This window comes from Xanthomonas prunicola (assembly GCF_002846205.1).
In the GTDB taxonomy this organism is placed as follows: domain Bacteria; phylum Pseudomonadota; class Gammaproteobacteria; order Xanthomonadales; family Xanthomonadaceae; genus Xanthomonas; species Xanthomonas prunicola.
In genome coordinates this window covers 642,467-664,291 of record NZ_PHKV01000003.1, presented here as the reverse complement: position 1 = coordinate 664,291, position 21,825 = coordinate 642,467, and the positions used below count along the sequence as shown (strand labels likewise).

Genomic DNA, 21,825 nt, shown 5'->3' with positions numbered 1-21,825 from the left:
TCCCCCCCTCTCCGCCAGATTCGCATCAGCCCCCGCAAGGGGGCTTTTGTTTATCTGTGGCAGTCGCCCGCCGCGGCGATGACTACAATCCGCCCGATCCCCGTTGGAGACCTGTCATGTCCGAGATCCTGGTACCTGTGTCCTTTGGTGAGCTGCTCGACAAGATCGCGATTCTGCAGATCAAATCCGAGCGCATGCGCGATGCGGCCAAGTTGGCCAATGTGCGCAACGAGCTGTCTGCGCTGGAAACCACCTGGATGGCGCATCCAGCCGCCGGCCACGACATCGTGCGCCTGCGCGCCGAGCTGAAGGCCGTCAATGAGCGGCTGTGGGTGATCGAGGACGACATCCGCCTCAAGGAACAGGCGCAGACCTTCGACGATACCTTCGTGCAGCTGGCACGCAGCGTGTATATCGAAAACGACGAGCGTGCGCGCATCAAGAAAGCGATCAACCTAGCGCTGGGTTCTTCGTACGTGGAAGAAAAGTCCTATCAGGACTATCGCCCTACCGGGGCCTGAGCGCGCCGATCGACCGATCGCGCTGGCCGCTTGGTCGGCGTGATCGCTGAAGAATGGTAGCTGGCATTACGCAACTGGCGCGGTGCCTGTGGTTGTGATGTCGTAGTGGATCGGCGACTTCTGCACTGCGGCGATCAGCATTCTTTCGTTGCGATGCGCCGACGGTCTGTGCTCAATCCCTAGCGCGAGTGATCGGTGCGATAACGCTCGAAGGCGGCGATCGCATCGTCCACGGTGATCAGCGACATGACGTCGTCGAATTCGATCTTGGTTCCCCAGCTCAGTTGGTCGGCCGGCTTGTGCAGGAACGTGCGCGCGGCTGCATCGTAGCGGTCCACGCAATAGCGCACGTCCGAATATGGGCCACTGCGCAGCGGATTGCTGGCCGCGTGCAGCCCGAGCACCTTGGTGCCCATCGCGTTGGCGATGTGCATTGGCCCGGAATCCGGCGTGACCACCAGGTCCGCACGCGCGAGCAGGGCAGGCAGTTGCTTGAGGGTGTCTTTGCCAACCAGATCCAGTACCGGCGTGCGTGCTGCCGCGACGATGGCGTCGGCAGTGCTGCGCTCCAGGTCGCTGCGGCCGCCGCACAGCACGATCCGCCAGCCCTGCGCAGCCGCGTGATCGGCCAGCCCTGCGCAGCCGCGTGATCGGCCAGCGCGGCGTGGCGATCGGGATACCAGTTGCGACGCGCGTGGCTGGAGCACGGCGAAATCATCAGCACCGGGCGGCCATCGTCGTCCCATTGCGCGCGTGCCCAGGCATGCGCCTCATCGGGGACCGGCAGATCCCAGCGCACCTGGGTCTGGCGCAGGCCCAGCGGCTCGGCAAAGCTGCCGATGGCGTCGAGCACATGGATGCCGGGGCGATCGGCGATGCGCTCGTTGACGAACAGGCCGTGCAGGTCCTTGGAGCGGCTGCGGTCGTAGCCGATGCGTCGCCGCGCCGGCACGAAGGCCGACAGCACATTGGCGCGAAAGGCTACCTGCATTTGCAGCAAGGCATCGAACTGGCCCAGCGGTGCCAGCGACCGGCGTAGCGCGCGCATGCCGGCCACGCCGCTGCGCTTGTCGTAGGCATGGAAGTGCACACCGGGCAGCCCCTCAAGCAATTTCAGCCCGGCCTTGTCGATGATCCAATGCAACGCGCTTGCCGGAAACCCTGCCTGCAACGTGCGTACCAGCGGCACCACATGCGTGACATCGCCCAGGGCGGACAAGCGCAGCAAACACAGCGATGCGGGCGTTACAGCCATGGTGTTGTTAGACTCGATAGATGGTTTCTTTCGATGCCACCGAAGCGCTGGCGCCGTACCGCGAAGGTCGCGGTTATGGCGCCATTCTGTTCGACCGCGAACGGCTGCGGCAAGCCGATGCCAGCCTGTTTTCGCCGCAATCGTGGGGCGACAGGGCACGGCCGGTGGACGAAGGCGGGCGTGGTGGCGCGTGGTTCGTGGATGCGCCGTTCGGCCACAGCGTGTTGCGGCAGTACCTGCGTGGTGGCATGGCCGCACGTGTGAGCCGCGACCGCTACCTGTGGAAAGGGGCAGGGCGCACGCGCAGTTTTGCCGAGTTCCGGCTGATGCGCGAACTGATCAAACGCAAGTTGCCGGTGCCGCGTCCGTTGGCCGCCTGCTACCTACGCGAAGGGATGGGCTATCGTGCGGCGCTGTTGATGGAGCGCTTGGAAGACGTGCGCGCGCTGGCCGACCATGCCCAGGTGGCCGGCCGCGGTGCGCCGTGGGAGGCCGCTGGTCAATTGATCGCGCGCTTCCATCGCGCCGGCCTGGATCATGCCGATCTCAACGCGCACAACATCCTGTTCGATGCCGGCGGGCATGGCTGGCTGATCGATTTCGATCGCGGCGTGCTGCGCATTCCGGCCACACGCTGGCGCGAGCGCAATCTCGAGCGCCTGCATCGCTCGCTGCTGAAGCTGCGCGGCAACCGCAGTCGTGAGGACGTCGACAAGGACTATGAGCGTCTGCACCGCGCCTACGAACTGGCCTGGGGCCGGGGCTACTGATGGACTGGGCCTTGCGGGTGCAGGGAGTCGGCAATGCGTCGGCGGTGGCGCTTGGCTCGCCGATGGCCACGCTCGAACGCGCCGGCGCGCCATGGCTGACCATCGATTGCGGCAGCGAGGGGCTGACTGCCTATCAGGCCCATTACGGCCAGCTGCCGCAGGCGATCTTCATCACCCATGTGCATCTGGATCATGTCGGTGGGCTGGAACGGGTGTTCGTCGACAGCTATTTCTCCGAGCGCTGCGGACGCACGCGCCTGTACGTGCCGGCGCCGGTCGTGCCGCTGCTGCAGCGGCGCATCGCCGATTACCCCAATGTGCTGGCCGAGGGCGGGGCCAACTTCTGGGATGCGTTTCAGCTGGTGCCGGTCGGCGATGCGTTCTGGCACGACGGGGTGCGGCTGGAAGTGTTCCCGGTACGCCACCACTGGCCGGAGACGGCCTACGGCCTGCGGTTGAAGGGCGCGCTGGTCTGGACCGGCGATACCCGGCCGATTCCGGAAATGCTGAAGCGTTATGCCGACGACAGCGAGCTCATCGCGCATGACTGCGGCGTTCACGGCAACCCGTCGCATACTGGGGTGGACGATTTGGAGCGGGAATACCCGCAGGACCTGTTGAGCCGCATGCTGCTGTACCACTACGCCAGCGACGCCGACGGCGATGTGCTGCGTGCACGTGGCCACCGCGTTGCCGTGCCCGGTCAATACCTCGCGCTGGCGAATCCGACCGCCGCGACGGTGCCCTGATGGGCGCCTTGCTGCTGCCGGATCTTGTCACCGCGCCGATGCAGGACCGCCATGGCCGCCCGCTGCACGATCTGCGCCTGTCTGTGATCGAAGCCTGCAATTTTCGCTGCGGTTATTGCATGCCGGCCGATCGCGTGCCGGACGATTACGGCTTCGACTCACAGCAGCGGTTGAGTTTCGATCAGCTGGAAACGCTGGTGCGTGCGTTCGTCTCGGTCGGTGTGACCAAGGTGCGCCTGACCGGCGGCGAGCCGCTGCTGCGGCGCGACCTGCCGAGCCTGATTGCGCGGCTGACCGCGATCGAGGGCATCGGAGATCTGGCGCTGACCACCAACGGTACCTTGCTTGCCCGCCAGGCCGTTGCGCTGCGGCAGGCGGGGCTGCGCCGCATCACCGTCAGCATGGATGCGCTGGAGCCGGCGTTGTTCCGGCGCATGAGTGGCGATCGCGGCGAGATTGCGCAGGTGCTGGCCGGCATTGCCGCCGCCGAGCAGGCCGGTTTTCAGCGATTGAAGATCAATTGCGTGGTGCAGCGTGGCGTCAACGAAGATCAGGTGCTACCGCTGGTAGAGCACTTCCGCGGCACTGGGCACGTGCTGCGCTTCATCGAATTCATGGATGTGGGCAGCTGCAATGGTTGGACGCCCGATGCGGTGGTCACCTCTGCGCAACTGCACGAACGCATCCACGCGCGCTGGCCGTTGGTGGCGCTGGACGCCAATTACACGGGTGAAGTGGCGCAGCGCCACGCGTTTGCGGATGGCGCCGGCGAAGTCGGCTTTGTCAGTTCGGTCAGCGTGCCGTTCTGCGGCGATTGCCAGCGCGCACGCGTGTCGGCCGACGGGCATCTGTACACCTGCCTGTTCGCCAGCCAGGGCGATGACCTCAAACCGGCCCTGGCCAATGGCGAGCCTGCGCTGGCAACGCATCTGCGGCAGCGCTGGAGCGTGCGCGGCGACCGCTACAGCGAAGTGCGCGCCTCGGTGCCACGGCGCGGCAAGCCGGTCGAGATGTTCTTGATCGGCGGATGAGCGAAGGCGCGCTGCTGGCGCAGCTGCGCACGCTGGAACTGCGTCTGCTCGATCCGCAGTAGCGTGCCGATGTGCAGATGTTGGAAGCGCTGCTCGATCCGGCGTTTGTCGAGGTCGGTACGTCAGGCCATCGGTACACGCGCAGCGAAGTGATCTCGGCCTTGCGCGCACCCGGCGCTGCTGCCGACCACCAAGCCGATGGCTTCGAATGCGTGCAGCTGGCGCGGGATCTGGCGCAGTTGCGCTATCGGTCGATAGACCGGCGTCAGGGCGTTGAGCGGCAGGCTTTGCGCAGCTCCTTGTGGCGCAACAACGCTGCTGGCTGCAGTTGCTGTTTCATCAAGGCACCCTGTTCACCGAGAATGTCGCATCCTGAGTGCTTGTCTTCGCGTCGCTTCCCATGCCTGCAAACTCCCGTTCCGCACGCCTGACCCACCTCGACGATGCCGGGCTTCCCACCATGGTGGACGTCTCGGACAAGGCGGTCACCGCCCGTAGCGCTACTGCACAAAGCCGTGTGCGCTTTCCGGCTGCCGTGGCCGCACAGCTGCATGCCAACGGCTTGCGCAGTGCCAAGGGCGGCATCGTGGAGACGGCGGTAATCGCCGGCACCATGGCGGTCAAGCGTACGCACGAATTGATTCCGTTCTGTCATCCGCTACCGATCGATGCGTGCCGTTTCGAGATCGACTGGGCGGGCGAGCAGGTGCTGGATATTCGCTGCACGGTGCGCTGCGTGCATCGCACCGGTGTGGAAATGGAAGCGCTCACCGGCGCCAGCGTGGCCGCGCTGACGGTCTATGACATGTGCAAGGCGTTATCACACAGCATGAGCATCGGCCCGACCAAGCTGGTGTCCAAGCGCGGCGGCAAGCGCGATATCGGAGCGGCCCAGTGACGGCCACGGTGACGGTGTTGTATTTCGCCAGCTTGCGCGAGGCCGCAGGCATTGCCGATGAGCGTGTGCAGACCGGCGCGCAGGATCTGCGCGGCCTGTATGCAGAACTCGATGCACGGCATGGCCTACGCTGGACGCCTGCGCAGTTGCGTGTGGCCGTCGATGGCGCATTCGCGCGTTGGGAGGATGCGGTGCGCAATGGCAGCGAAGTGGTGTTTATTCCGCCGGTGTCGGGAGGTTGACGGTGAACGAGCAGGTTGCAGCGATCTTTGCGCTTTCCGACGTGCCATTGCCGGTCGATCAGTTGCGTGCCGGCGTCGAGCACCCGTATGCCGGAGCGTTTGCCAGTTTCGAAGGCTGGGTGCGCAATCACAACGAAGGCCGCGGCGTGGCCGGATTGCGCTACGAAGCCTACGCCGCGCTCGCACAGGCCGAAGGGCAGCGCGTTCTTGACGAAGCAATGCAGCGGTTCGCCATCGTGCACGCGCATTGCGTGCACCGCGTGGGCGAACTGCGCATCGGCGACATGGCGGTGTGGGTTGGCGTCACTGCGGCACATCGTGGCGCCGCCTTCGATGCCTGCCGCTACATCATCGATGAGGTCAAGGCACGCGTGCCGATCTGGAAGCACGAGCACTACCTGGAAGGCGATGCGGGCTGGTTGCATCCAGAGTCGCAGCCACAGTAATGCCCCCCCCCTGCAAATCAATGGGTGCAGGGGAAATCCAAGAGGTTGGGGTGGTGTGCCGCCGGATGACCTCGGCGCCCGCATCGCGCCGTGGGAGACGCTAACACTGCGGTAATGCATGCGCCGTCGCCACGGCGGATACGAATGACGGGTCGGCTTTAGGCATGGGCGCCTAGCGCAGCAAAGATGACTGCTGCGTGTTGCTCGATCAATCGCGCACAAGCCAGTGTTCCGGCGAATCCGCCAGGCGTCTGTCGAAAGTTAGGGTGGTGTCCCCGCCGGTTGACCTCGGCGCCCGCATCAATCGATACCGTTGCTGCCTTCCGGCCCTGGCGGGATTTTCGATCTAGCGTCGCGAGGGACCGACGGGGCCACCATAAGACGTGGGCCATTGGCATGGCCCTGCGATTTGCGGCATTGGTGTCAGTGCGCAAATCATGAAACTGGCGGAGAGAGGGGGATTCGAACCCCCGAAGCGCGGTTTAGACGCTTACACACTTTCCAGGCGTGCTCCTTCAACCACTCGGACACCTCTCCGTGCCTGCACGACCGTGGTCGAACAGGGCCGCAAATTCTAGCGGTCGCCGGCCCGTACCACAAGCTGAATCTTCCAGCCGCAGCCGTTGAGACCGGGCGTGGCACAATATCGGCTCAAACAAAGCCGGTTGCCCGATGTCTTATCTCGTTCTTGCCCGCAAGTGGCGCCCGAAGCGTTTTGCCGAACTCGTAGGCCAGGAACACGTGGTCCGCGCGCTCAGTAACGCGCTCGACAGTGGGCGCGTGCATCACGCGTTCCTGTTTACCGGCACCCGCGGCGTTGGCAAGACCACCATTGCGCGCATTTTCGCCAAATCGCTTAATTGCGAGACCGGCACCAGTGCAGACCCGTGCGGCCAGTGCCCGGCCTGCCTGGACATCGACGCTGGCCGTTACATCGACTTGCTAGAGATCGACGCCGCCTCCAACACCGGTGTAGACGATGTGCGCGAGGTGATCGAGAACGCGCAGTACATGCCCTCGCGCGGCAAGTTCAAGGTCTACCTGATCGACGAAGTGCACATGCTCTCCAAGGCGGCCTTCAATGCGCTGCTAAAGACGCTGGAGGAGCCGCCGGAGCACGTGAAGTTCCTGCTGGCCACCACCGATCCGCAGAAATTGCCGGTGACAGTGCTGTCGCGCTGCCTGCAATTCAACCTCAAGCGGCTGGATGAGGATCAGATCCAGGGCCAGATGACCCGCATCCTGGCCGCCGAGCAGATCGAATCGGATCCGTCAGCGATCGTGCAGTTGTCCAAGGCCGCTGACGGCTCGTTGCGCGATGGTCTGTCGCTGCTGGATCAGGCGATCGCCTACGCCGGTGGCGCGCTGCGCGAGGATGTGGTGCGCACCATGCTGGGCACGGTCGATCGCACCCAAGTCGGCGCGATGCTGCAATCGCTGGCCGATGGCGATGGCGCACGCCTGTTGCAGGTGGTCGCCGCGCTGGCCGAATTCTCACCCGATTGGAGCGGTGTGCTGGAAGCACTGGCCGAGGCGTTGCATCGCGTGCAGGTGCAGCAGCTGGTGCCGTCGGTGGCCTTCGTTGGCGACGGGATCGACCCGACCCCGTTTGCGGCGCAGTTGCGGCCGGAGGTCGTGCAGCTGTGGTACCAGATGGCGCTCAACGGGCGCCGCGATCTGTACCTGGCGCCCAGCCCGCGCGCCGGTTTCGAAATGGCAGTACTGCGCATGCTGGCCTTCCGCCCCGCTGCGGCTGTGCCGGCTGGCGGCTCGGATGACGGGCGCGGTGCCACTGCAAGCGGTGGCGCGCGTTCTGCCGCCGGCGGCGGTCAGGCTGCGCCGGCAGGGGCAGCGCCGGTGACGGCGGCGTCCGCCGTGGTGGCCGCGCCTGCTGCGCTGACAGACATGATGCCTGTTGCTGTTGCGGAGGCGGCCTTGCCGGCCACAGCGATCCAGTCGACTCCGGCCGCGGCTCCCGTTGTCGCGCTTCCCCCCCAAGAGTCTTCTTCGGCCAATCGTGCGTCTGCAGCCAGTGCGCGCAATCAGGACGCACCGCCCTGGGCAGTGGACGATGCGCCGGTGCGTACGCAGGCCACGCCTGCATCCGACACGATGGCCGTACTTGCGCCTGAAGCGGCGATGGCTCCGCCGTCTGCACCCGCCGAGCTCGCGCACCCCGTTGCGATTGCGTCAGACGCTGCGGTGGAAGCTCCGGCTTCGGTCGCAACGTTTTCGCCCACACCGCTTGTCGAGCCCTCATCGCCTGTAGAACCCGTGGTGGCTACGCCATCGGCAACGGCATCGCCAGCATCACGTTCGGCAACCGATGCATCGGCCCTGCTCGAGGACGGCCGCATCGCCGATGCCGAGCAATGGCTGGAGCTGGTCACGCGCAGCGGCTTGAACGGCCCGTCGCGGCAGCTGGCCGCCAACGCCGCGTTTATCGGCCATCGCGATGGCGTGCTGCGGCTGGCGCTGGCGCCAGGCTTTGAATATCTTAATTCCGAGCGCTCCATCGCCAACCTCGCGCAAGCGCTGGCACCGGTGTTGGGAAACACGCCGCGCATCGTCATCGAAACCGGTAGCGCCGATGTCGAGACCCTGCATGAGCGCGCCAACCGCCAGAAAGGCGAGCGCCAGAGCGCGGCCGAAACCGCCTTCATGAACGACCCGACGGTGCAGCTGCTGATCCAGCAGCAAGGCGCGCGGATCGTCCCCGATTCCATCCGCCCTTACGACGAGTGACGCCCCATGCGTGGAAACATTGCCCAACTGATGCAGCAGGCGCAAAAGATGCAGGAAAACCTGCAGCGCGCCCAGGAAGAACTGGCCAAGCTGGAAGTCACCGGCACCGCCGGCGGCGGCATGGTCAGCGTGACGCTGACCGGCGCCAAGGAATGCCGCAAGGTGCGGATCGACCCGAGCATCCTCTCCGACCAGGAGATGGCCGAGGATCTGATCGCCGCTGCCTTCAACGACGCGTCCAATAAGATCGACGCCGAGTCCAAGGACCGCATGGGCTCGGCGACAGCTGGAATGCAGTTGCCGCCCGGCATGAAGTTGCCGTTCTGAGCGACGAGATTCGGGAGTGGGGATTTGGGGTTGGCTAAGTGCAAAAGCCTGTGCCGTTGCGAATCCCAAATCCCGAATCTCCACTCCCTGCCACCCAATGTCCACTCTGCTTGAACAACTGATCGAGGCCTTCCGGGTATTGCCCGGTGTGGGCCAGAAGTCGGCGCAGCGCATGGCGTATCACGTGCTTGAGCGCGAGCGCGAGGGTGGGCGGCGTCTTGCGACGACGTTGGCCAATGCGGTGGAAAAGGTGGGGCATTGCGTGCAGTGCCGCGATTTCACCGAATCGGAAATCTGCACCATCTGCGCCAGCAGCAGTCGCGACCGGCAGCAACTGTGCGTGGTCGAATCGCCGGCTGATCGCCTGGCGATCGAGCACGCCACCGGCTACCGCGGGTTGTATTTCATTCTGCAAGGGCGCTTGTCGCCGCTGGATGGCATCGGCCCGCGCGAACTGGGGCTGGATCGGCTCGGCGAGCGTCTGGCCGCTGGCGAAGTGACCGAAATGATCATCGCCACCAACGCTACCGTGGAAGGCGAGGCGACTGCCCATTACCTCGCGCAACTGGCGCGCCAGCACACGGTGCGGCCGAGCCGGCTTGCCCAGGGCATGCCGCTGGGCGGCGAGCTGGAATACGTCGACCGCGGCACCTTGTCGCACGCCTTCGGCACCCGCAGTGAGGTGCCTTGAAGGCGGGGATTGGGGAGTCGGTGTTGTGGATTCGCTAAAGCAGACTGGCGCGCGCGGTAAGCTCTTGCCAACCCCAAATGACCCATCTCCAATCCCTTCCCATGTCTGACACCATCTTCGGCAAGATCATTCGTCGCGAAATCCCGGCCACCATCGTTTATGAAGACGATGAGGTGCTGGGCTTCGAAGACATCGCACCGCAGGCGCCGGTGCATGTGCTCTTCATTCCCAAGCAGCACGCCATCGCGACCCTGGACGATGTGCCACCGGAGCAGGCGCTGCTGGTCGGTAAATTGGCCATTGCGGCAGCGGCATACGCGCGCGCGCAGGGGCTGGCGCAGGACGGCTACCGCATCGTGATGAATTGCCGCGAGCATGCCGGCCAGACGGTCTTCCATATCCATCTGCATTTGCTGGCGGGTGCGCCACTGGGCCGCTTCGGCACGCCGTGATGCGTGGTTCGATCACGCGTAGCGCGCAGTCCGCGTAGCGCTGCGATCGTCGCGCACATACAAAAACGCCGCTCCCTGCGAGCGGCGTTTTTGCGAATAACACTTAAAGGTCAGCGGCGCAGTATTACCACCAGCCGCGGCCCCAGCCCCAACCACCGCCCCAACGCGGACCCCACGGGTCGCCCCACGGGCCGTACGGGTAAGCCGGTACGACTTCCACGTCGCGCACGACCGGCCACAGGTAGACCACGTCGGCATTGACCTTGGGCAGCTTGTAGTCGTACTCGCCGATCTTGGTGGTTTCGTAGCCTTCGATCTTGCCGATGAAGGTCACTTCGCGACCAGGCTCGAACACGGCCGGATCGTAGAAGCCCGAGCGACAGGCCAGGAAGCGGCCGTCGCTGGCATCGACGGCATTACGGTCCGGGCGACCGCTGGCATTGAGCGGGCGCGAGATCAGTTCAAAGCAGGTCTGGCCCTGGCCAGGCGTGGTCTTGATGATCTTGCCGCCCCAGCGCACTGACGTGCCGACCTGGGCGCTGGCGGTGGAATCGCTGGGACTGACCGTAGGGAACTGGCCCTGCAGCGGCTTGGGCGCGGTGGCGCAGGCTGCGAGCCCGAGCACAGCGATAAGAGGAACAAGAAAACGGGTACTCATGAGGAAGCTCCGGTTCGCGGGCGATGCTGCAGCAAGTCTTTCAAGAGAGTGGCGCTGTCCGAATCAGCGCCAGCGTATCGCGCGGCAGCGAAACGTTGGCTGAGTGCCAACAATGCCGTATTCGGGTGGGAACGGGCGACACGTTGTGCCCAGGCGCCGGCCGGTTCGTGCGGCTCGCGGGCAAGGCCGAGCTTGCGATAGCGCCGGCTCAGTCGGTGCCAGGCTCGCAGCAACGGGTCGCGCTCACGTTCGCCGCGTGCCAGCAGCCAGCCCATCCATGCCAGCGCGCTCGCCGCGAACACGCCGAAGATGGCGGCCAGTTGTGAGGTGTCCAGGCGATCGATGCCGAAGGGTTGCAGTAGCCGTTGCTGGCGGTCGGCATCGAAGGACAACACCAGCTCGTTCCAGCCGCGGCGTAGCCAGTCGCTGACTTGGCCAATGCTGGCCCATGCGCCGAGGTCGGCGAAGTTGTTGCCGCCGCCGCTTTGCAGGCGGTCTTCGAGCGTGTCGTAAATGCGTTCCGGCGCCACCGCGGCGGTGGGGTCCACGCGGACCCAGCCACGCCCGGACAGCCAGACTTCGGCCCAGGCATGTGCATCCATGCGCCGGACCACCCAGTAGTTGCCCAGTCGGTTGTAGGTGCCACCGGCGTACCCGGTGACCACGCGCGCCGGGATGCCGGCCGCGCGCATCAGCACCACGAACGAGGAGCTGAAGTGTTCGCAGAAACCAGCCTTCTGCTGGAACAGGAATTCATCCACGCTGTTGCGGCCAAGCAGCGGCGTGTCCAGCGTGTAGGCGAATTCGCCGGTGATCCACTGCAGCGCGCGCTGCACCACCGCATCGTCGTTGTTGCCGGCCTCGCTACGCCATTGCCGTGCCAGCGCGAGCGTGCGCGGATTGAAGCCGGGCGGCAGGGCAAGCGCGCGTTTGCGCAATTGATCGGGTAGGTCGGTATCGAAGCGCGCCGGCGGTGCTGATTGCAGGTCCCAGCGGGTCAGTGCGCTCAACGGGCGTTGCGCGAACAATTCGTAGTCGGGCGATAACTCGGCGTTGGCTACCGCTTGGGTGGGCAGATCCAGCGACACCAGTTGGCGGCGATCGGTAGGCTCGTAATCCAGGCGATAACGATAGGTTTGCGGGCCTGCGGTGACCGAAGCGCGTTGGGCGCGACCGGTCCAGCGCGCGCGCTGCCAGGTGCGACCGTCGAAGTCCCACATCACCGGCCCGCGCCAGTAGCGCTGTTGCGGCGGTGGTGCCTTGCCGGTGAACTGCACGCGCAAGGCCGGGCTGTCGTCGGCCATCAGGTCGATCCACTCGCCCGGCGACATGTTGTCCGACAGGCCCGGGCGCGACAGCGCGCGTTCGGGAACACCCCACAGCGGTGCACTTAGGCGCGGCAGCAACCAGAAGGTGGCCAGCGCCAATGGCACACCGATAGCGACCAGCTTGCCGATACCGCGCAATTGCAGGCGCAGGGCGGGCGTGGCGGTGCGATGTTCTTCGTCAGCCAGCCGCTGCATGCTGAGCAAGGCGCTGACCACCGCCAGCAACGCCAGCCCCATCGTTGCCGGCCCCTGGTCGAGCAGGAATGCTGCAAACGGGGCGAACAAGGCAAAGCCGAGCAGGCTGCGCGCATCGCGCAGGGTACGCAGTTCGGAAGCCTTGATCGCCAGCATCGATGCCAGCACCGCACAGCCGGTGTCGCGGCCGAAGCGCATGCCGATCTGCCAGTACACCGCCGCCAGCATCGCGATCACCAGCAACAACCGCACCGGCGCCATCAAGGTGCCGCGCCAGCTCAGTACGCCGACCAGCACCGCGGCCACGGCGACAGTGGCGGCAAGCAGGCCGGGCAGTTGCAACAGCAGTGGCGTCAATGCCAGCCAACTGGTGGCCAGCACCCAGGCGCGGCTTGCCTGGCTGATCGGGAGGGAGGGCTCAGTCATGAGGAAGCAGGGCCAGGGCGCGCTGACACAGGTGGTGATGCGACGGCCCTTGCGCGGGACCTAGCGGCGGCTGGCCCGGCAGCAGCAGGCGATAGCGGCGTCCGTCGCGTTCGGCAAGATTCACCCAGCGGGCAAGCCGCGCGATGCGGCGTTCGTACGGCAGTGCGTGCAGCGCGCGCCAATCAAGCGTGACTTCGATGCCCAGTGGCTGTTCGTATTCGCGCACCAGCAAGGTGTCGCGACGCGCCGAATGCTTCCAGGAAATCGTGCGCGGCGCATCGCCGGCGCGATACGGGCGTAACTGATGCAGTTCTTCGCCCTGCGCGTGCAAGCGGGTCTGGTTGGGCGAACCTGCACCGTCGGGCAGTGCAGGGCCCTGTTCTTCTGGCCTGGGGTAGGCCAGCAACGGCGTCTCCGGCCACACCCACGACCAGGCGCGTACCAGGCCCAGCGGCTGGGTGCTGGACAGGCGGATGCGCTCGATGTCCTGCCAGCCGCGGCGTTCGGTCGGCAGCAGCAGGTCGACCTCGACCATGTCGTGCTCAATCAGCGAACAGAAGCCGCTGCTCTCCAGATGATCCAGGCGCAGCCCGCGCCGTGTGCGGGTATCGCGACGCGCCAACGACACTCGCATGCGCAGCGGTTCGCCGGCGATCACCGGTTCGGCCGATACCGCTTCGATACGCAGCGCCGACAACTGCAGGTGCGCCATGATGCTGCTGGCGATCCCGGCTGTCGCGAGCAGCAGCGCGAGCAGTAGCGCCGGATTGTTGTTGTAGTTCAGTGCGCCCAGCAGCATCGCCAGCAGCAGGGCGGCGACGAACAACCCGAAGCGGGTCGGCAACACATAGATGCGCCGCCGATCCAGCACGATCGGCAACGCTTCCGCTCCCCGCGGACGGGCCAGCAGGCTGAGCCGGCGGCCGATGCCGCGCAGGCGCGCACGCACCTGGGTCAGTCCACCGGCACGCTGTGCAGCAGCGCCTTGGCCAGCGCCGGCCCGGAAGACGATTCTGCTTCCGGCACCAGCCGATGCCCGGCCACGGCCACGAACAGCGCCTGCACGTCTTCCGGCAGCACGTGCTCGCGCCCGAGCAGCAGTGCGTAGGCCTTGGCGGCGCGCAACAACGCAATGCCTGCGCGCGGCGACAGGCCGACGCGTACCCCGGCGTGCTGGCGGCTGCGCAGCAGCAGCGCCTGCACATAGCCGATCAGCGCATCGCTGGTATGGATCTGGTTGACCACGGCGCGCAGCGCAACCACGTCGGTATCGCTGAGTTGCGGTGCGGCCTGGGCGATCAATTCACGCCGATCTACCCCGGAAAGCAGGGCACGCTCGGCATCGGCGCTGGGGTAGCCCAGGCTCAGCCGCAGCAGGAAGCGGTCCAGCTGCGAATCCGGTAATGGGAAGGTGCCGGATAGATCGACCGGGTTCTGCGTGGCGATCACGAAGAACGGTTCCGGCAACGCATGCGTCACGCCATCCAGCGTCACCTGCTGCTCGGCCATCGCTTCCAGCAACGAGCTCTGCGTGCGCGGCGGGGCGCGATTGATTTCGTCGGCCAGCAGCACGTTGGTGAACACCGGGCCGGGATGGAATTGGAACTGCCGCGAGGCGGCGTCGTACACCGACACGCCCAGCACATCGGCCGGCAGCAGGTCGGAGGTGAACTGCACGCGCTGAAAGCCTAGGCCCAAGCTGGAGGCCATCGCATGGGCGAGGGTGGTTTTGCCCAGGCCAGGCAGGTCCTCGATCAATAAATGTCCACCGGACAGCAGCGCCACGAATGCCAGCCGCACTTCCTGCGCCTTGCCCAACAGCAGCGAATTGACCTGGTCTTGTGCGCGCCGCAGCGATTGGCGCAGCGCATCGGTTAGCATTTCCGTGGAACGCAGCGGTGTCGACATCACAATTCCGTAGGTGAGAGAAGAGTGCACAGGGCAATGCAAGGGGACCAACGCGCACATCGCACCTTCGTGATCCTGTGGACACTGGCCACGGCCGTCAAGTTATTGATCGCCGCGCGCTTGCCGCTGTTCGTGGACGAAGCGTTTTACTGGCAGGAAGGCCAACATCTGGCCGCGGCCTATTCGGATCTGCCGGGCATGACCGCCTGGCTGGCCCGGCTGGGTGTGGAGGTGGGCGGGCATCACCTGCTGGCCTTGCGGCTGCCGTTTCTGGCCATTTCCGCGCTGATTCCCTGGTTGGTCGCGCATATCGCCACGCGCTGGTTCGGCTCCACGCTGGGCTGGCAGGCCGGCAGCCTGACCCTGTTGATGCCGCTATCGGCCACGCTGGGCATTCTGGCCGTGCCAGATGTGCCGATGGCATTGGCGGCGGTGCTGTGCATGGATGCTGGCGCTCGCTTGCTGCGCGAGGTCGATGCCACCAGTGCGCTGGAGCTTGCCATCGGGTTGGTCATCGGTGCGCTCAGTCACTATCGCTTCGTTGGCGTGATCGGGGTCGGCTGCATCGCGTTGCTGTGCATCCCCCAAGGGCGCGCGGTGATGCGCGATCCACGCATCTGGATGGCGCTGACCGTGGGCGCGGTGAGCTGGTTGCCGCTGCTGTTCTGGAATACCGACCATGACGAAGCCGGGCTACGTTTCCAGTTGGTCGACCGGCATCCATGGCGTTTTCAGATCGGCGGGCTGTGGTTCCTGCTGATCCAGACGGTGGCGGTGACGCCGCTGCTGGCGTGGGCGATGGTCAAGGTCGGTCTGGCTGGTACCCGCAGCGGCGGCGGCTCGCGTGCGCAATGGCGCTATTTCGGTTTGCTTGGCGGCATTTCGACCGTGGCAATCTTCGTGCTCGGCTTCTTCAGCGATGCCGAGAGGATCAGCTTCCACTGGCCGCTGCCCGGCTACCTGGCGCTGCTGGTGGCGGTGCCGGTGATCCTGATGCGCTGGCCGCATCCACTGCGCCGCGCAGCGTGGCTGATCGCACTGCTCGGCATGCTCGGCGCGTACGGCTACTACCTGGCGGTGTCGGTACCGTCGATTCGCGCGCATGCTGCTGGCGAAAAATACTACCCGCGCAACTTCGCAGGCTGGAACGCTCTGGGGCGCGCGGTCAAAGCGCAGCTGGCGCAGATGCCGCCGGGCACGCGCGTGCTGGCAGAAAATTTCAAGGTGGGCGCCGAGCTCGGCTTCCAGCTGCACGATGCCAACATCGACGTGCTGCCTGCCGAGTTGAACGACAAGCACGGGCGCAGCGCGCAGTTGTTGCAGTGGGGATTGCTCAGTGACGGCACGCGTACCGGACCGCGCCTGCTGGTGCTCTCGCCCAGCGATCAGCGCTACCGCGAGCTGTTGAAGCGTTATCACGCCATCTGCGACATGGTCGGTCCGCTGCCGCCGCCGACCGTGGTGTCCACCGATCACGGCTATCAGCGCTTCCTGCTGTTCGCACTGCCTGCACAACGCCAGCCCGGGCCGTGCGTCACCCCGGCGATGTCGTGGATCGACACGCCGCTGCCGAACGTCTCGGTGTCCGGCAAGTTTGAGGTGCGTGGCTGGGCCTTCAAGGACGGCGTCGGGCTATCGAATGTCGAGCTGCTGCTCGATGGTCGCCCGCTTGCGCAAGCGACCTACGGCAAGCCGCTCGATGTGCGCCCTTACTGGAAAATCTCCACCGACCCACAGCACCCGAACGTCGGCTTCACCGCCACGCTCGACACCAACGCATTGCCACCCGGCATGCACTGGCTGGGACTGCGCCTGCACGGCCATGACGGCAGCGTGGAAGATTGGTGGGAGCAGTCGCTTACTGTCGAGAATGATGGTGGCTTGTAACGTTCGAACGCCGAGTAAAACGGTCGTATACGCATTTACCAAGCGATTCCCCTAAGTGCCGTGGAGCAGGCAGGGCTTGGAGCACGCTGCCGGAGGTACTGCTGGTTGATGCCAAATGGTTCTATTTCGCAATCGGTGTGTTGGCGATGGTTGCGCTGTCGCCAAAGGTGCTCTATGCCGATCGTGGCGATTTGTAAAAGACCTCCTGAGCCAGCCTTGGCCATGAAACGTACGCAAGGTCGATAACGGACATCGTGAGGTCTTGGCAGCGGCGGCAGGAGTGATTGATGTTGATGCCGCCCACGCAGAGACCGTTCTTGCGGGAGTTGCCGATGCGCTGCCTATACTGAAAGCAGAAAATACGTCCATCTTTGCTTGGCCGGAAACACGTGATCCGGGCGGCATGCAGGTCGCTACCGATCCAGTGGTGATCAGCGATGTTGCTGCGACACCTGTCCGTCATCTTTTAACTGGTCAATCAGCGATTCGATTTGATTTCAAGACAGAGACGTCGGCGTCACGTCTGCTGCTGCTATGCGATAAAAATCCGATCGGAGTGGCGACGCCTGTTGGGCGCGCGCGCAATGGGGTGATTGGTCGGCATGAACTGTCGCTCCATCCTGCCTTCGGGCTCTCAAAGTGAAGGGCGGCGCCTTGTTTTAGATTCGCCTTCGCGACTGGTTCTCACGTGACTGGATCCGTTTTGGCGCTGTGGCTGCATGCAAAGGGGGTGGGTTGTTGCCACCTCAGCCATCGTTGCCGGCCCCTCAAGGCAGTTGAAATCCCGCCTGCCGCAGTAAGCGCGCCAGCGTGATCAGCGGCAGTCCCACCAGAGCAGTGGGGTCGTCCGAGTGGATGGCGTCGAACAGGCTGATGCCCAGACCTTCGCATTTGAAGCTGCCGGCGCAATCCAGGGCCGGTTCGGCGTCCAGGTAGCGCTCGATCTCGGTGGCCGTCAGCGCGCGTAGCTGTACCTCGGTCAGGTCCAGCGCGTGCAGCTGGCGCTCCGGGCCGATCAGGCTGACGGCGGTATGGAAGCGCATGGTCTGGCCGGACATGGCCGTCAGTTGCGTCCGCGCCTGCTCGCGCGTGCCTGGTTTGCCCAGGGCCTGGCCGCCCAGGTCGGCGACCTGGTCCGAGCCGATCACCCAGGCCTCGGGGCAGCGAGCTGCCACTGCAGTGGCTTTTTCGGCGGCCAGGCGACTGGCCAATGCGCCCGGGGTTTCGCCCGGCTGCGCCTGCTCATCGACCTCGGGTCGGGCAGTGTCGAATTCGAGCTGCAGGCGGCTCAGAAGCTCGCGCCGGTAGGCAGATGTGGAGGCAAGGATCAGGCGTGGCATCATGGCGCACTACACGGGTCGGGCAGGGGAGTCTGCCGTTCTGCGGGTGGCGCGGCAATCGCATGAATGGGGCTGATTGACATGGCCGCTGCGGGTCTTTAACATTCTGCGGCTTATGTCCGCGAACGTACCCGAAATGCTGGATGCTTGGCGGATGGTCGCAGCGCGCAGGCGCTTCGATGGCCGCATCCCGCTATCTGCGATGACCCGTCTGCAGGGAAGTCTTGTCGATACCGACGGCGAATGTGTCTATTCGCTTCAGTTTGACCAGGACGAACTGCTCAAGGTCGCTTATGTCGAACTCAGTATCGATGTCGAGCTTCCGCTGGCCTGCCAGCGCAGCCTGCAACGTTTCCTGTATCCGGTGCAAATCAGACAGCGTCTTGGTTTGATCCGTGACGAAGCCGACGAAGCTGCATTGCCGGCCGAGTACGAAGCGTTGCTGGTGCCGGAAGATGGCATGCTGCGGGCCGTCGACATGGTCGAAGACGAGCTGGTGCTGTCAGTGCCCGTGGTACCGATGGCACCGGGCAGCGAAGCGATCGACGCCGAATGGGTTCCGACCCAGGAAGAGCAAGACAAGGCCAGTCCGTTCGCGGCGCTGGCAGCGTTGAAGAAACAGTAACCGCCGCTGTTAAGGGCGGTAAGACAGGTCGACGCGGGCGTAGAGCGTGCTGTTCGACTCAACAGACAAGTTATCGAACTAAAGTTGGAGCAATCCCATGGCTGTGCAGAAATCCCGTGTCACCCCGTCCCGTCGCGGCCAGCGTCGTTCGCACGATGCCCTGACCGCCAAGCAGCTGTCGACCGACCCGACCAGCGGCGAGATCCATCTGCGCCACCACATCACCGCTGACGGTTACTACCGCGGCAAGAAGGTGATCGCGACCAAGTCGTCGGCCGTCCAAGAAGATTGATCCGTGGCGCCCGCCGCGTTCGACGCGGCCGGGTGACTCTCGCTTCTTCCGGAGCCGCCGGTCGCCGCGGCTCTTGCAACAGGGAACAGTATGAGCAAGCGGATCTATTCCAGAATCGCGGGCACGGGTAGCTATTTGCCCGAAAAGGTGTTGACCAACGACGACATGTCGAAGATCGTCGACACCAGCGATGAATGGATCTTCTCGCGCACTGGTATCCGTGAACGTCACATCGTTGCCGACGACCAGACCACCAGCGACTTGGCGTACTTCGCTTCGCTGAAGGCGATGGAAGCGGCGGGTGTGACTGCCGACGAGATCGATCTGATCGTCATCGGCACGACCACCCCGGACCTGATCTTTCCGTCGACGGCCTGTTTGTTGCAAGCGCGGCTGGGCAATGTCGGTTGTGGTGCGATGGACGTCAACGCTGCCTGTTCGGGCTTTGTCTACGCGCTCAGCGTGGCCGACAAGTTCGTGCGCAGTGGCGACGCCAAGACCGTGCTGGTGGTGGGTGCGGAAACCCTGACCCGCATCGTCGACTGGACCGATCGCACCACCTGCGTGCTGTTCGGCGATGGTGCCGGTGCGGTGATCCTCAAAGCCGACGAAGAGACCGGCATTCTCAGCACTCACCTGCATGCCGATGGCAGCAAGAAAGAGCTGCTGTGGGATCCGGTGGGCGTGTCGGTGGGCTTCGGCGAAGGCAAGAACGGTGGCGGCGCGTTGCTGATGAAGGGCAATGACGTCTTCAAGTACGCGGTCAAGGCGCTGGACTCGGTGGTCGATGAGACCCTGGCCGCCAACGGCTACGACAAGCACGATCTGGATTGGCTGATCCCGCACCAGGCCAATCTGCGCATCATCGAGGCCACCGCCAAGCGGCTGGACCTGCCGATGGAGCAAGTGGTGGTCACTGTGGATCGCCACGGCAATACCTCCTCGGCCTCGGTGCCGCTGGCGCTGGACGAAGCGGTGCGCTCCGGTCGTGTGCAGCGTGGCCAGCTGCTGCTGCTGGAAGCGTTCGGCGGCGGGTTTACCTGGGGCTCGGCGCTGCTGCGCTACTGAGGCTTTGCCTCCGCGTTTGGGCGGGCGCTGGCGTCTGCCCGGGCGAGTTCATGCAGGGCGGACAATGCGCCTGGCTGGTTGGGATGGCGGCAACTCTGTTCTTCTCGCGGCCGCGTTGCGTCCTTGAACTCCGCCAATCTGAGCTCCCTGCGTATCGCTTGATTCGCTCAACGCGACCGGTCTGCGGGCCAGTACGTCGAGTAGGCCGCCCGTCCGGTAGATTCGTGGCATGCATCCCGCTCACGACCCCATCTTCGTTGCCTTGCTTGCCGGCAGTTACCAGCGGTTCGCAGGCCGCCCGCTGGTCGCAGATCGGCAGATCGAGCCCGATTGGCTGTATCACGAAGCGCCGTTCGCGCTGCTTGCGCACGACACCGCCCCGGACCCGCGGTTTGTCTATGCGAACCAGGCGGCGCAGCGCGTTTTCGGCTACGACTGGAGCGAGTTCGTTGGGATGCCCTCGCGTCTGTCGGCAGAATTGCCGGAGCGAGCGGAACGTCAGCGTTTGCTCGATGCGGTCGCCCGCGATGGCGTCGTAAGGGACTACGCGGGCGTGCGGATCGCGAAGGATGGGTCCCGCTTCCGGATCGCCGAGGGTGTGGTCTGGCAGCTCGTCTACGAGGACGGGGTGCTGCGTGGACAGGCGGCGGCATTCCCGTTGCCCGGGTAAACGATGCAGGCGGCAACACCTGGGGTGCCCGATCGCTTCAGTTTCCTCATTGGCCTTGCAGGCGGTGGTCGCGCCGCGTTCGCCGGCAAGGCGTTCAACATCGATTCCGGATTGCCGCGCATCTGCGCGGCCGTTGCGGTTGCGTCTTCGATCGAGACCGGTGTGCGGTTTTGCGACGTCGTGACGCGTTCTGGTGGCTCCTGCATACGCGGCAGTACAGACGCCAGAGCGATTTCGCACGTATGATCCCGGCTCGATTTTTGTAGGCAGCAACGCGTGACCGAATCCACTCTCGCCTTCGTGTTTCCCGGCCAGGGCTCGCAGTCCCTGGGCATGCTGGCCGAACTGTCCGAGCTGCATCCGCAGATTCGCGAAACGTTCGCCGAAGCCTCCGAAGGCGCTGGCGTCGACCTGTGGGCGCTCTCCCAGGGCGGCCCGGAAGAGATGCTCAACCGCACCGAATACACCCAGCCCGCCTTGCTGGCCGCAGGCGTGGCGGTGTGGCGGCTGTGGACTGCCCAGCGCGGGCAGCGCCCGGCGCTGCTGGCCGGGCATAGCCTGGGCGAATACACCGCGCTGGTCGCCGCCGGCGCCTTGTCGCTGCACGACGGCGCGCACCTGGTGCGGCTGCGCGGCCAGTTCATGCAGGCCGCTGCGCCGGCAGGCGTTGGCGCGATGGCTGCAGTGCTGGGCGCCGAAGACGCCGTGGTGCTGGAGGTCTGCGCCGAAGCCGCAGGCAGCCAGGTAGTGGTGCCGGCCAATTTCAATTCGCCGGGCCAGATCGTGATCGGTGGCGATGCCGCAGCGGTAGATCGCGCGCTGGCGCTGCTGGCCGAGCGCGGCGTGCGCAAGGCGGTCAAGCTGGCGGTGAGCGTGCCGTCGCACACCCCGCTGATGCGCGATGCCGCCAACCAGCTCGGCGAGGCGATGGCCGGGCTGAGCTGGCACGCGCCGCAGATTCCGGTGGTGCAGAACGTGGACGCGCGCGTACATGACGGCAGCGCGGCCATCCGCCAGGCGCTCGTTGAACAGCTTTACCTGCCGGTGCAGTGGACCGGTTGCGTGCAGGCGCTCGCCAGCCAGGGCATCACCCGGATCGCCGAATGCGGCCCGGGCAAGGTGCTGAGCGGGCTGATCAAGCGCATCGACAAGAGCCTGGACGCGCGCCCGCTGGCCACGCCTGCCGATTACGCCGGCGCGCTCGACGCGTGGTCCCACTGATCCAACGCCGCTGCCGGTTGTGCCGGCATCCCTCGACGTTCGCGGCCGCGGTTGCGACGTCCCCCTTCGAGGAACAGCAT

Annotated in this window: 22 protein-coding genes, 1 tRNA gene, 1 other RNA gene and 3 pseudogenes; 19 read left to right on the top strand and 8 right to left on the bottom strand. The window is 65.3% G+C overall.

Annotation, left to right across the window (positions count from 1 at the left end):
- The first annotated feature begins 116 nt into the window (after positions 1–116).
- Positions 117–521 (top strand): DUF6165 family protein, encoded by a 405-nt coding sequence (locus tag XpruCFBP8353_RS12935; RefSeq protein ID WP_101363583.1) that lies wholly within the window; start codon positions 117–119, stop codon positions 519–521.
- 179 nt (positions 522–700) lie between these two features.
- Here XpruCFBP8353_RS12935 and XpruCFBP8353_RS12930 read toward each other — a convergent pair.
- Positions 701–1,776: pseudogene (locus XpruCFBP8353_RS12930) on the bottom strand (glycosyltransferase family 9 protein).
- A gap of 20 nt (positions 1,777–1,796) precedes the next feature.
- Between XpruCFBP8353_RS12930 and XpruCFBP8353_RS12925 the strand changes: the two are divergent.
- From XpruCFBP8353_RS12925 to XpruCFBP8353_RS12895, 7 genes and pseudogenes are all read left to right on the top strand, one after another.
- Positions 1,797–2,546: a 3-deoxy-D-manno-octulosonic acid kinase gene (locus XpruCFBP8353_RS12925; protein WP_101363582.1), complete on the top strand. Its 750-nt coding sequence runs from the start codon at positions 1,797–1,799 to the stop codon at positions 2,544–2,546.
- Complete coding sequence (locus tag XpruCFBP8353_RS12920) at positions 2,546–3,295, top strand: MBL fold metallo-hydrolase (RefSeq protein WP_101363581.1); 750 nt, start codon at positions 2,546–2,548, stop codon at positions 3,293–3,295. Before XpruCFBP8353_RS12925 ends, XpruCFBP8353_RS12920 begins: the two co-directional genes overlap by 1 nt.
- The gene (gene moaA / locus XpruCFBP8353_RS12915; protein WP_101363580.1) at positions 3,295–4,326 is read left to right on the top strand and encodes a GTP 3',8-cyclase MoaA; all 1,032 of its coding nucleotides are present in this window, start codon (positions 3,295–3,297) and stop codon (positions 4,324–4,326) included. The genes XpruCFBP8353_RS12920 and moaA overlap by 1 nt, the downstream gene beginning before the upstream one ends.
- 77 nt (positions 4,327–4,403) lie before the next feature.
- Positions 4,404–4,702, top strand: a pseudogene (locus XpruCFBP8353_RS12910) (nuclear transport factor 2 family protein).
- 24 nt (positions 4,703–4,726) lie between these two features.
- Positions 4,727–5,224 (top strand): cyclic pyranopterin monophosphate synthase MoaC, encoded by a 498-nt coding sequence (moaC, locus tag XpruCFBP8353_RS12905; protein ID WP_101363579.1) that lies wholly within the window; start codon positions 4,727–4,729, stop codon positions 5,222–5,224.
- Entirely contained in the window at positions 5,221–5,466 is a 246-nt protein-coding gene (locus XpruCFBP8353_RS12900; RefSeq protein ID WP_101363578.1) for a MoaD/ThiS family protein, read from the top strand. Before moaC ends, XpruCFBP8353_RS12900 begins: the two co-directional genes overlap by 4 nt.
- On the top strand, positions 5,463–5,912 hold the full coding sequence (locus XpruCFBP8353_RS12895) for a molybdenum cofactor biosynthesis protein MoaE (protein ID WP_101363577.1): 450 nt from the start codon (positions 5,463–5,465) through the stop codon (positions 5,910–5,912). The genes XpruCFBP8353_RS12900 and XpruCFBP8353_RS12895 overlap by 4 nt, the downstream gene beginning before the upstream one ends.
- A gap of 272 nt (positions 5,913–6,184) precedes the next feature.
- On the opposite strand, the gene ffs is transcribed toward XpruCFBP8353_RS12895, so the two are convergent.
- Positions 6,185–6,281, bottom strand: an RNA gene (gene ffs, locus XpruCFBP8353_RS12890) — signal recognition particle sRNA small type.
- 75 nt (positions 6,282–6,356) lie between these two features.
- A tRNA-Ser gene (locus XpruCFBP8353_RS12885) sits at positions 6,357–6,449 on the bottom strand.
- Between the two features lie 135 nt (positions 6,450–6,584).
- Here XpruCFBP8353_RS12885 and dnaX point away from each other — a divergent pair.
- The 4 genes from dnaX to XpruCFBP8353_RS12865 all read left to right on the top strand — a co-directional run bounded on the left by dnaX (position 6,585) and on the right by XpruCFBP8353_RS12865 (position 10,127).
- Complete coding sequence (gene dnaX / locus XpruCFBP8353_RS12880; protein ID WP_101363576.1) at positions 6,585–8,657, top strand: DNA polymerase III subunit gamma/tau; 2,073 nt, start codon at positions 6,585–6,587, stop codon at positions 8,655–8,657.
- A 6-nt stretch (positions 8,658–8,663) separates the two neighbouring features.
- Positions 8,664–8,984 carry a YbaB/EbfC family nucleoid-associated protein gene (locus XpruCFBP8353_RS12875; protein ID WP_005913896.1) on the top strand — a complete coding sequence of 107 codons (321 nt, stop codon included), beginning with the start codon at positions 8,664–8,666 and terminating at the stop codon, positions 8,982–8,984.
- A 97-nt stretch (positions 8,985–9,081) separates the two neighbouring features.
- Positions 9,082–9,675, top strand: coding sequence for a recombination mediator RecR (recR, locus tag XpruCFBP8353_RS12870; RefSeq protein WP_101363575.1), 594 nt, complete (start codon positions 9,082–9,084; stop codon positions 9,673–9,675).
- A 101-nt stretch (positions 9,676–9,776) separates the two neighbouring features.
- Complete coding sequence (locus XpruCFBP8353_RS12865) at positions 9,777–10,127, top strand: histidine triad nucleotide-binding protein (RefSeq protein ID WP_101363574.1); 351 nt, start codon at positions 9,777–9,779, stop codon at positions 10,125–10,127.
- 124 nt (positions 10,128–10,251) lie between these two features.
- Here XpruCFBP8353_RS12865 and XpruCFBP8353_RS12860 read toward each other — a convergent pair whose 3' ends face one another.
- From XpruCFBP8353_RS12860 to XpruCFBP8353_RS12845, 4 genes are read right to left on the bottom strand one after another with little or no spacing between them, the layout of a single operon-like run.
- Complete coding sequence (locus XpruCFBP8353_RS12860; RefSeq protein ID WP_054320576.1) at positions 10,252–10,785, bottom strand: Slp family lipoprotein; 534 nt, start codon at positions 10,783–10,785, stop codon at positions 10,252–10,254.
- Positions 10,782–12,734 (bottom strand): transglutaminase TgpA family protein, encoded by a 1,953-nt coding sequence (locus tag XpruCFBP8353_RS12855; RefSeq protein WP_101363573.1) that lies wholly within the window; start codon positions 12,732–12,734, stop codon positions 10,782–10,784. The genes XpruCFBP8353_RS12860 and XpruCFBP8353_RS12855 overlap by 4 nt, the downstream gene beginning before the upstream one ends.
- Positions 12,727–13,683, bottom strand: a complete 957-nt coding sequence (locus XpruCFBP8353_RS12850; RefSeq protein ID WP_101363572.1) for a DUF58 domain-containing protein — start codon at positions 13,681–13,683, stop codon at positions 12,727–12,729. The genes XpruCFBP8353_RS12855 and XpruCFBP8353_RS12850 overlap by 8 nt, the downstream gene beginning before the upstream one ends.
- Positions 13,684–13,688: 5 nt before the next feature.
- On the bottom strand, positions 13,689–14,642 hold the full coding sequence (locus XpruCFBP8353_RS12845; RefSeq protein ID WP_101363571.1) for an AAA family ATPase: 954 nt from the start codon (positions 14,640–14,642) through the stop codon (positions 13,689–13,691).
- Between the two features lie 36 nt (positions 14,643–14,678).
- On the opposite strand from XpruCFBP8353_RS12845, the gene XpruCFBP8353_RS12840 reads away from it, so the two are divergent.
- On the top strand, positions 14,679–16,529 hold the full coding sequence (locus XpruCFBP8353_RS12840) for a glycosyltransferase family 39 protein (protein ID WP_101363570.1): 1,851 nt from the start codon (positions 14,679–14,681) through the stop codon (positions 16,527–16,529).
- A gap of 265 nt (positions 16,530–16,794) precedes the next feature.
- Positions 16,795–17,135, top strand: a pseudogene (locus tag XpruCFBP8353_RS12835) (hypothetical protein); the annotation flags it as partial.
- A 161-nt stretch (positions 17,136–17,296) separates the two neighbouring features.
- Here XpruCFBP8353_RS12835 and XpruCFBP8353_RS12830 read toward each other — a convergent pair.
- Positions 17,297–17,872 (bottom strand): Maf family protein, encoded by a 576-nt coding sequence (locus XpruCFBP8353_RS12830; protein WP_101363569.1) that lies wholly within the window; start codon positions 17,870–17,872, stop codon positions 17,297–17,299.
- Between the two features lie 112 nt (positions 17,873–17,984).
- Between XpruCFBP8353_RS12830 and XpruCFBP8353_RS12825 the strand changes: the two genes are divergently transcribed.
- From XpruCFBP8353_RS12825 to fabD, 5 genes are all read left to right on the top strand, one after another.
- Positions 17,985–18,494: a YceD family protein gene (locus XpruCFBP8353_RS12825; protein ID WP_101363568.1), complete on the top strand. Its 510-nt coding sequence runs from the start codon at positions 17,985–17,987 to the stop codon at positions 18,492–18,494.
- Between the two features lie 97 nt (positions 18,495–18,591).
- Complete coding sequence (rpmF, locus tag XpruCFBP8353_RS12820; protein WP_003483870.1) at positions 18,592–18,786, top strand: 50S ribosomal protein L32; 195 nt, start codon at positions 18,592–18,594, stop codon at positions 18,784–18,786.
- A 90-nt stretch (positions 18,787–18,876) separates the two neighbouring features.
- Positions 18,877–19,854: a beta-ketoacyl-ACP synthase III gene (locus XpruCFBP8353_RS12815; RefSeq protein ID WP_005995227.1), complete on the top strand. Its 978-nt coding sequence runs from the start codon at positions 18,877–18,879 to the stop codon at positions 19,852–19,854.
- Positions 19,855–20,083: 229 nt separating this feature from the next.
- A complete protein-coding gene (locus tag XpruCFBP8353_RS12810; protein WP_101363567.1) occupies positions 20,084–20,524 on the top strand; it encodes an MEKHLA domain-containing protein in 441 nt (146 codons plus the stop codon).
- A 276-nt stretch (positions 20,525–20,800) separates the two neighbouring features.
- Positions 20,801–21,745: an ACP S-malonyltransferase gene (fabD, locus tag XpruCFBP8353_RS12800; protein WP_101363565.1), complete on the top strand. Its 945-nt coding sequence runs from the start codon at positions 20,801–20,803 to the stop codon at positions 21,743–21,745.
- Positions 21,746–21,825: the final 80 nt, after the last annotated feature.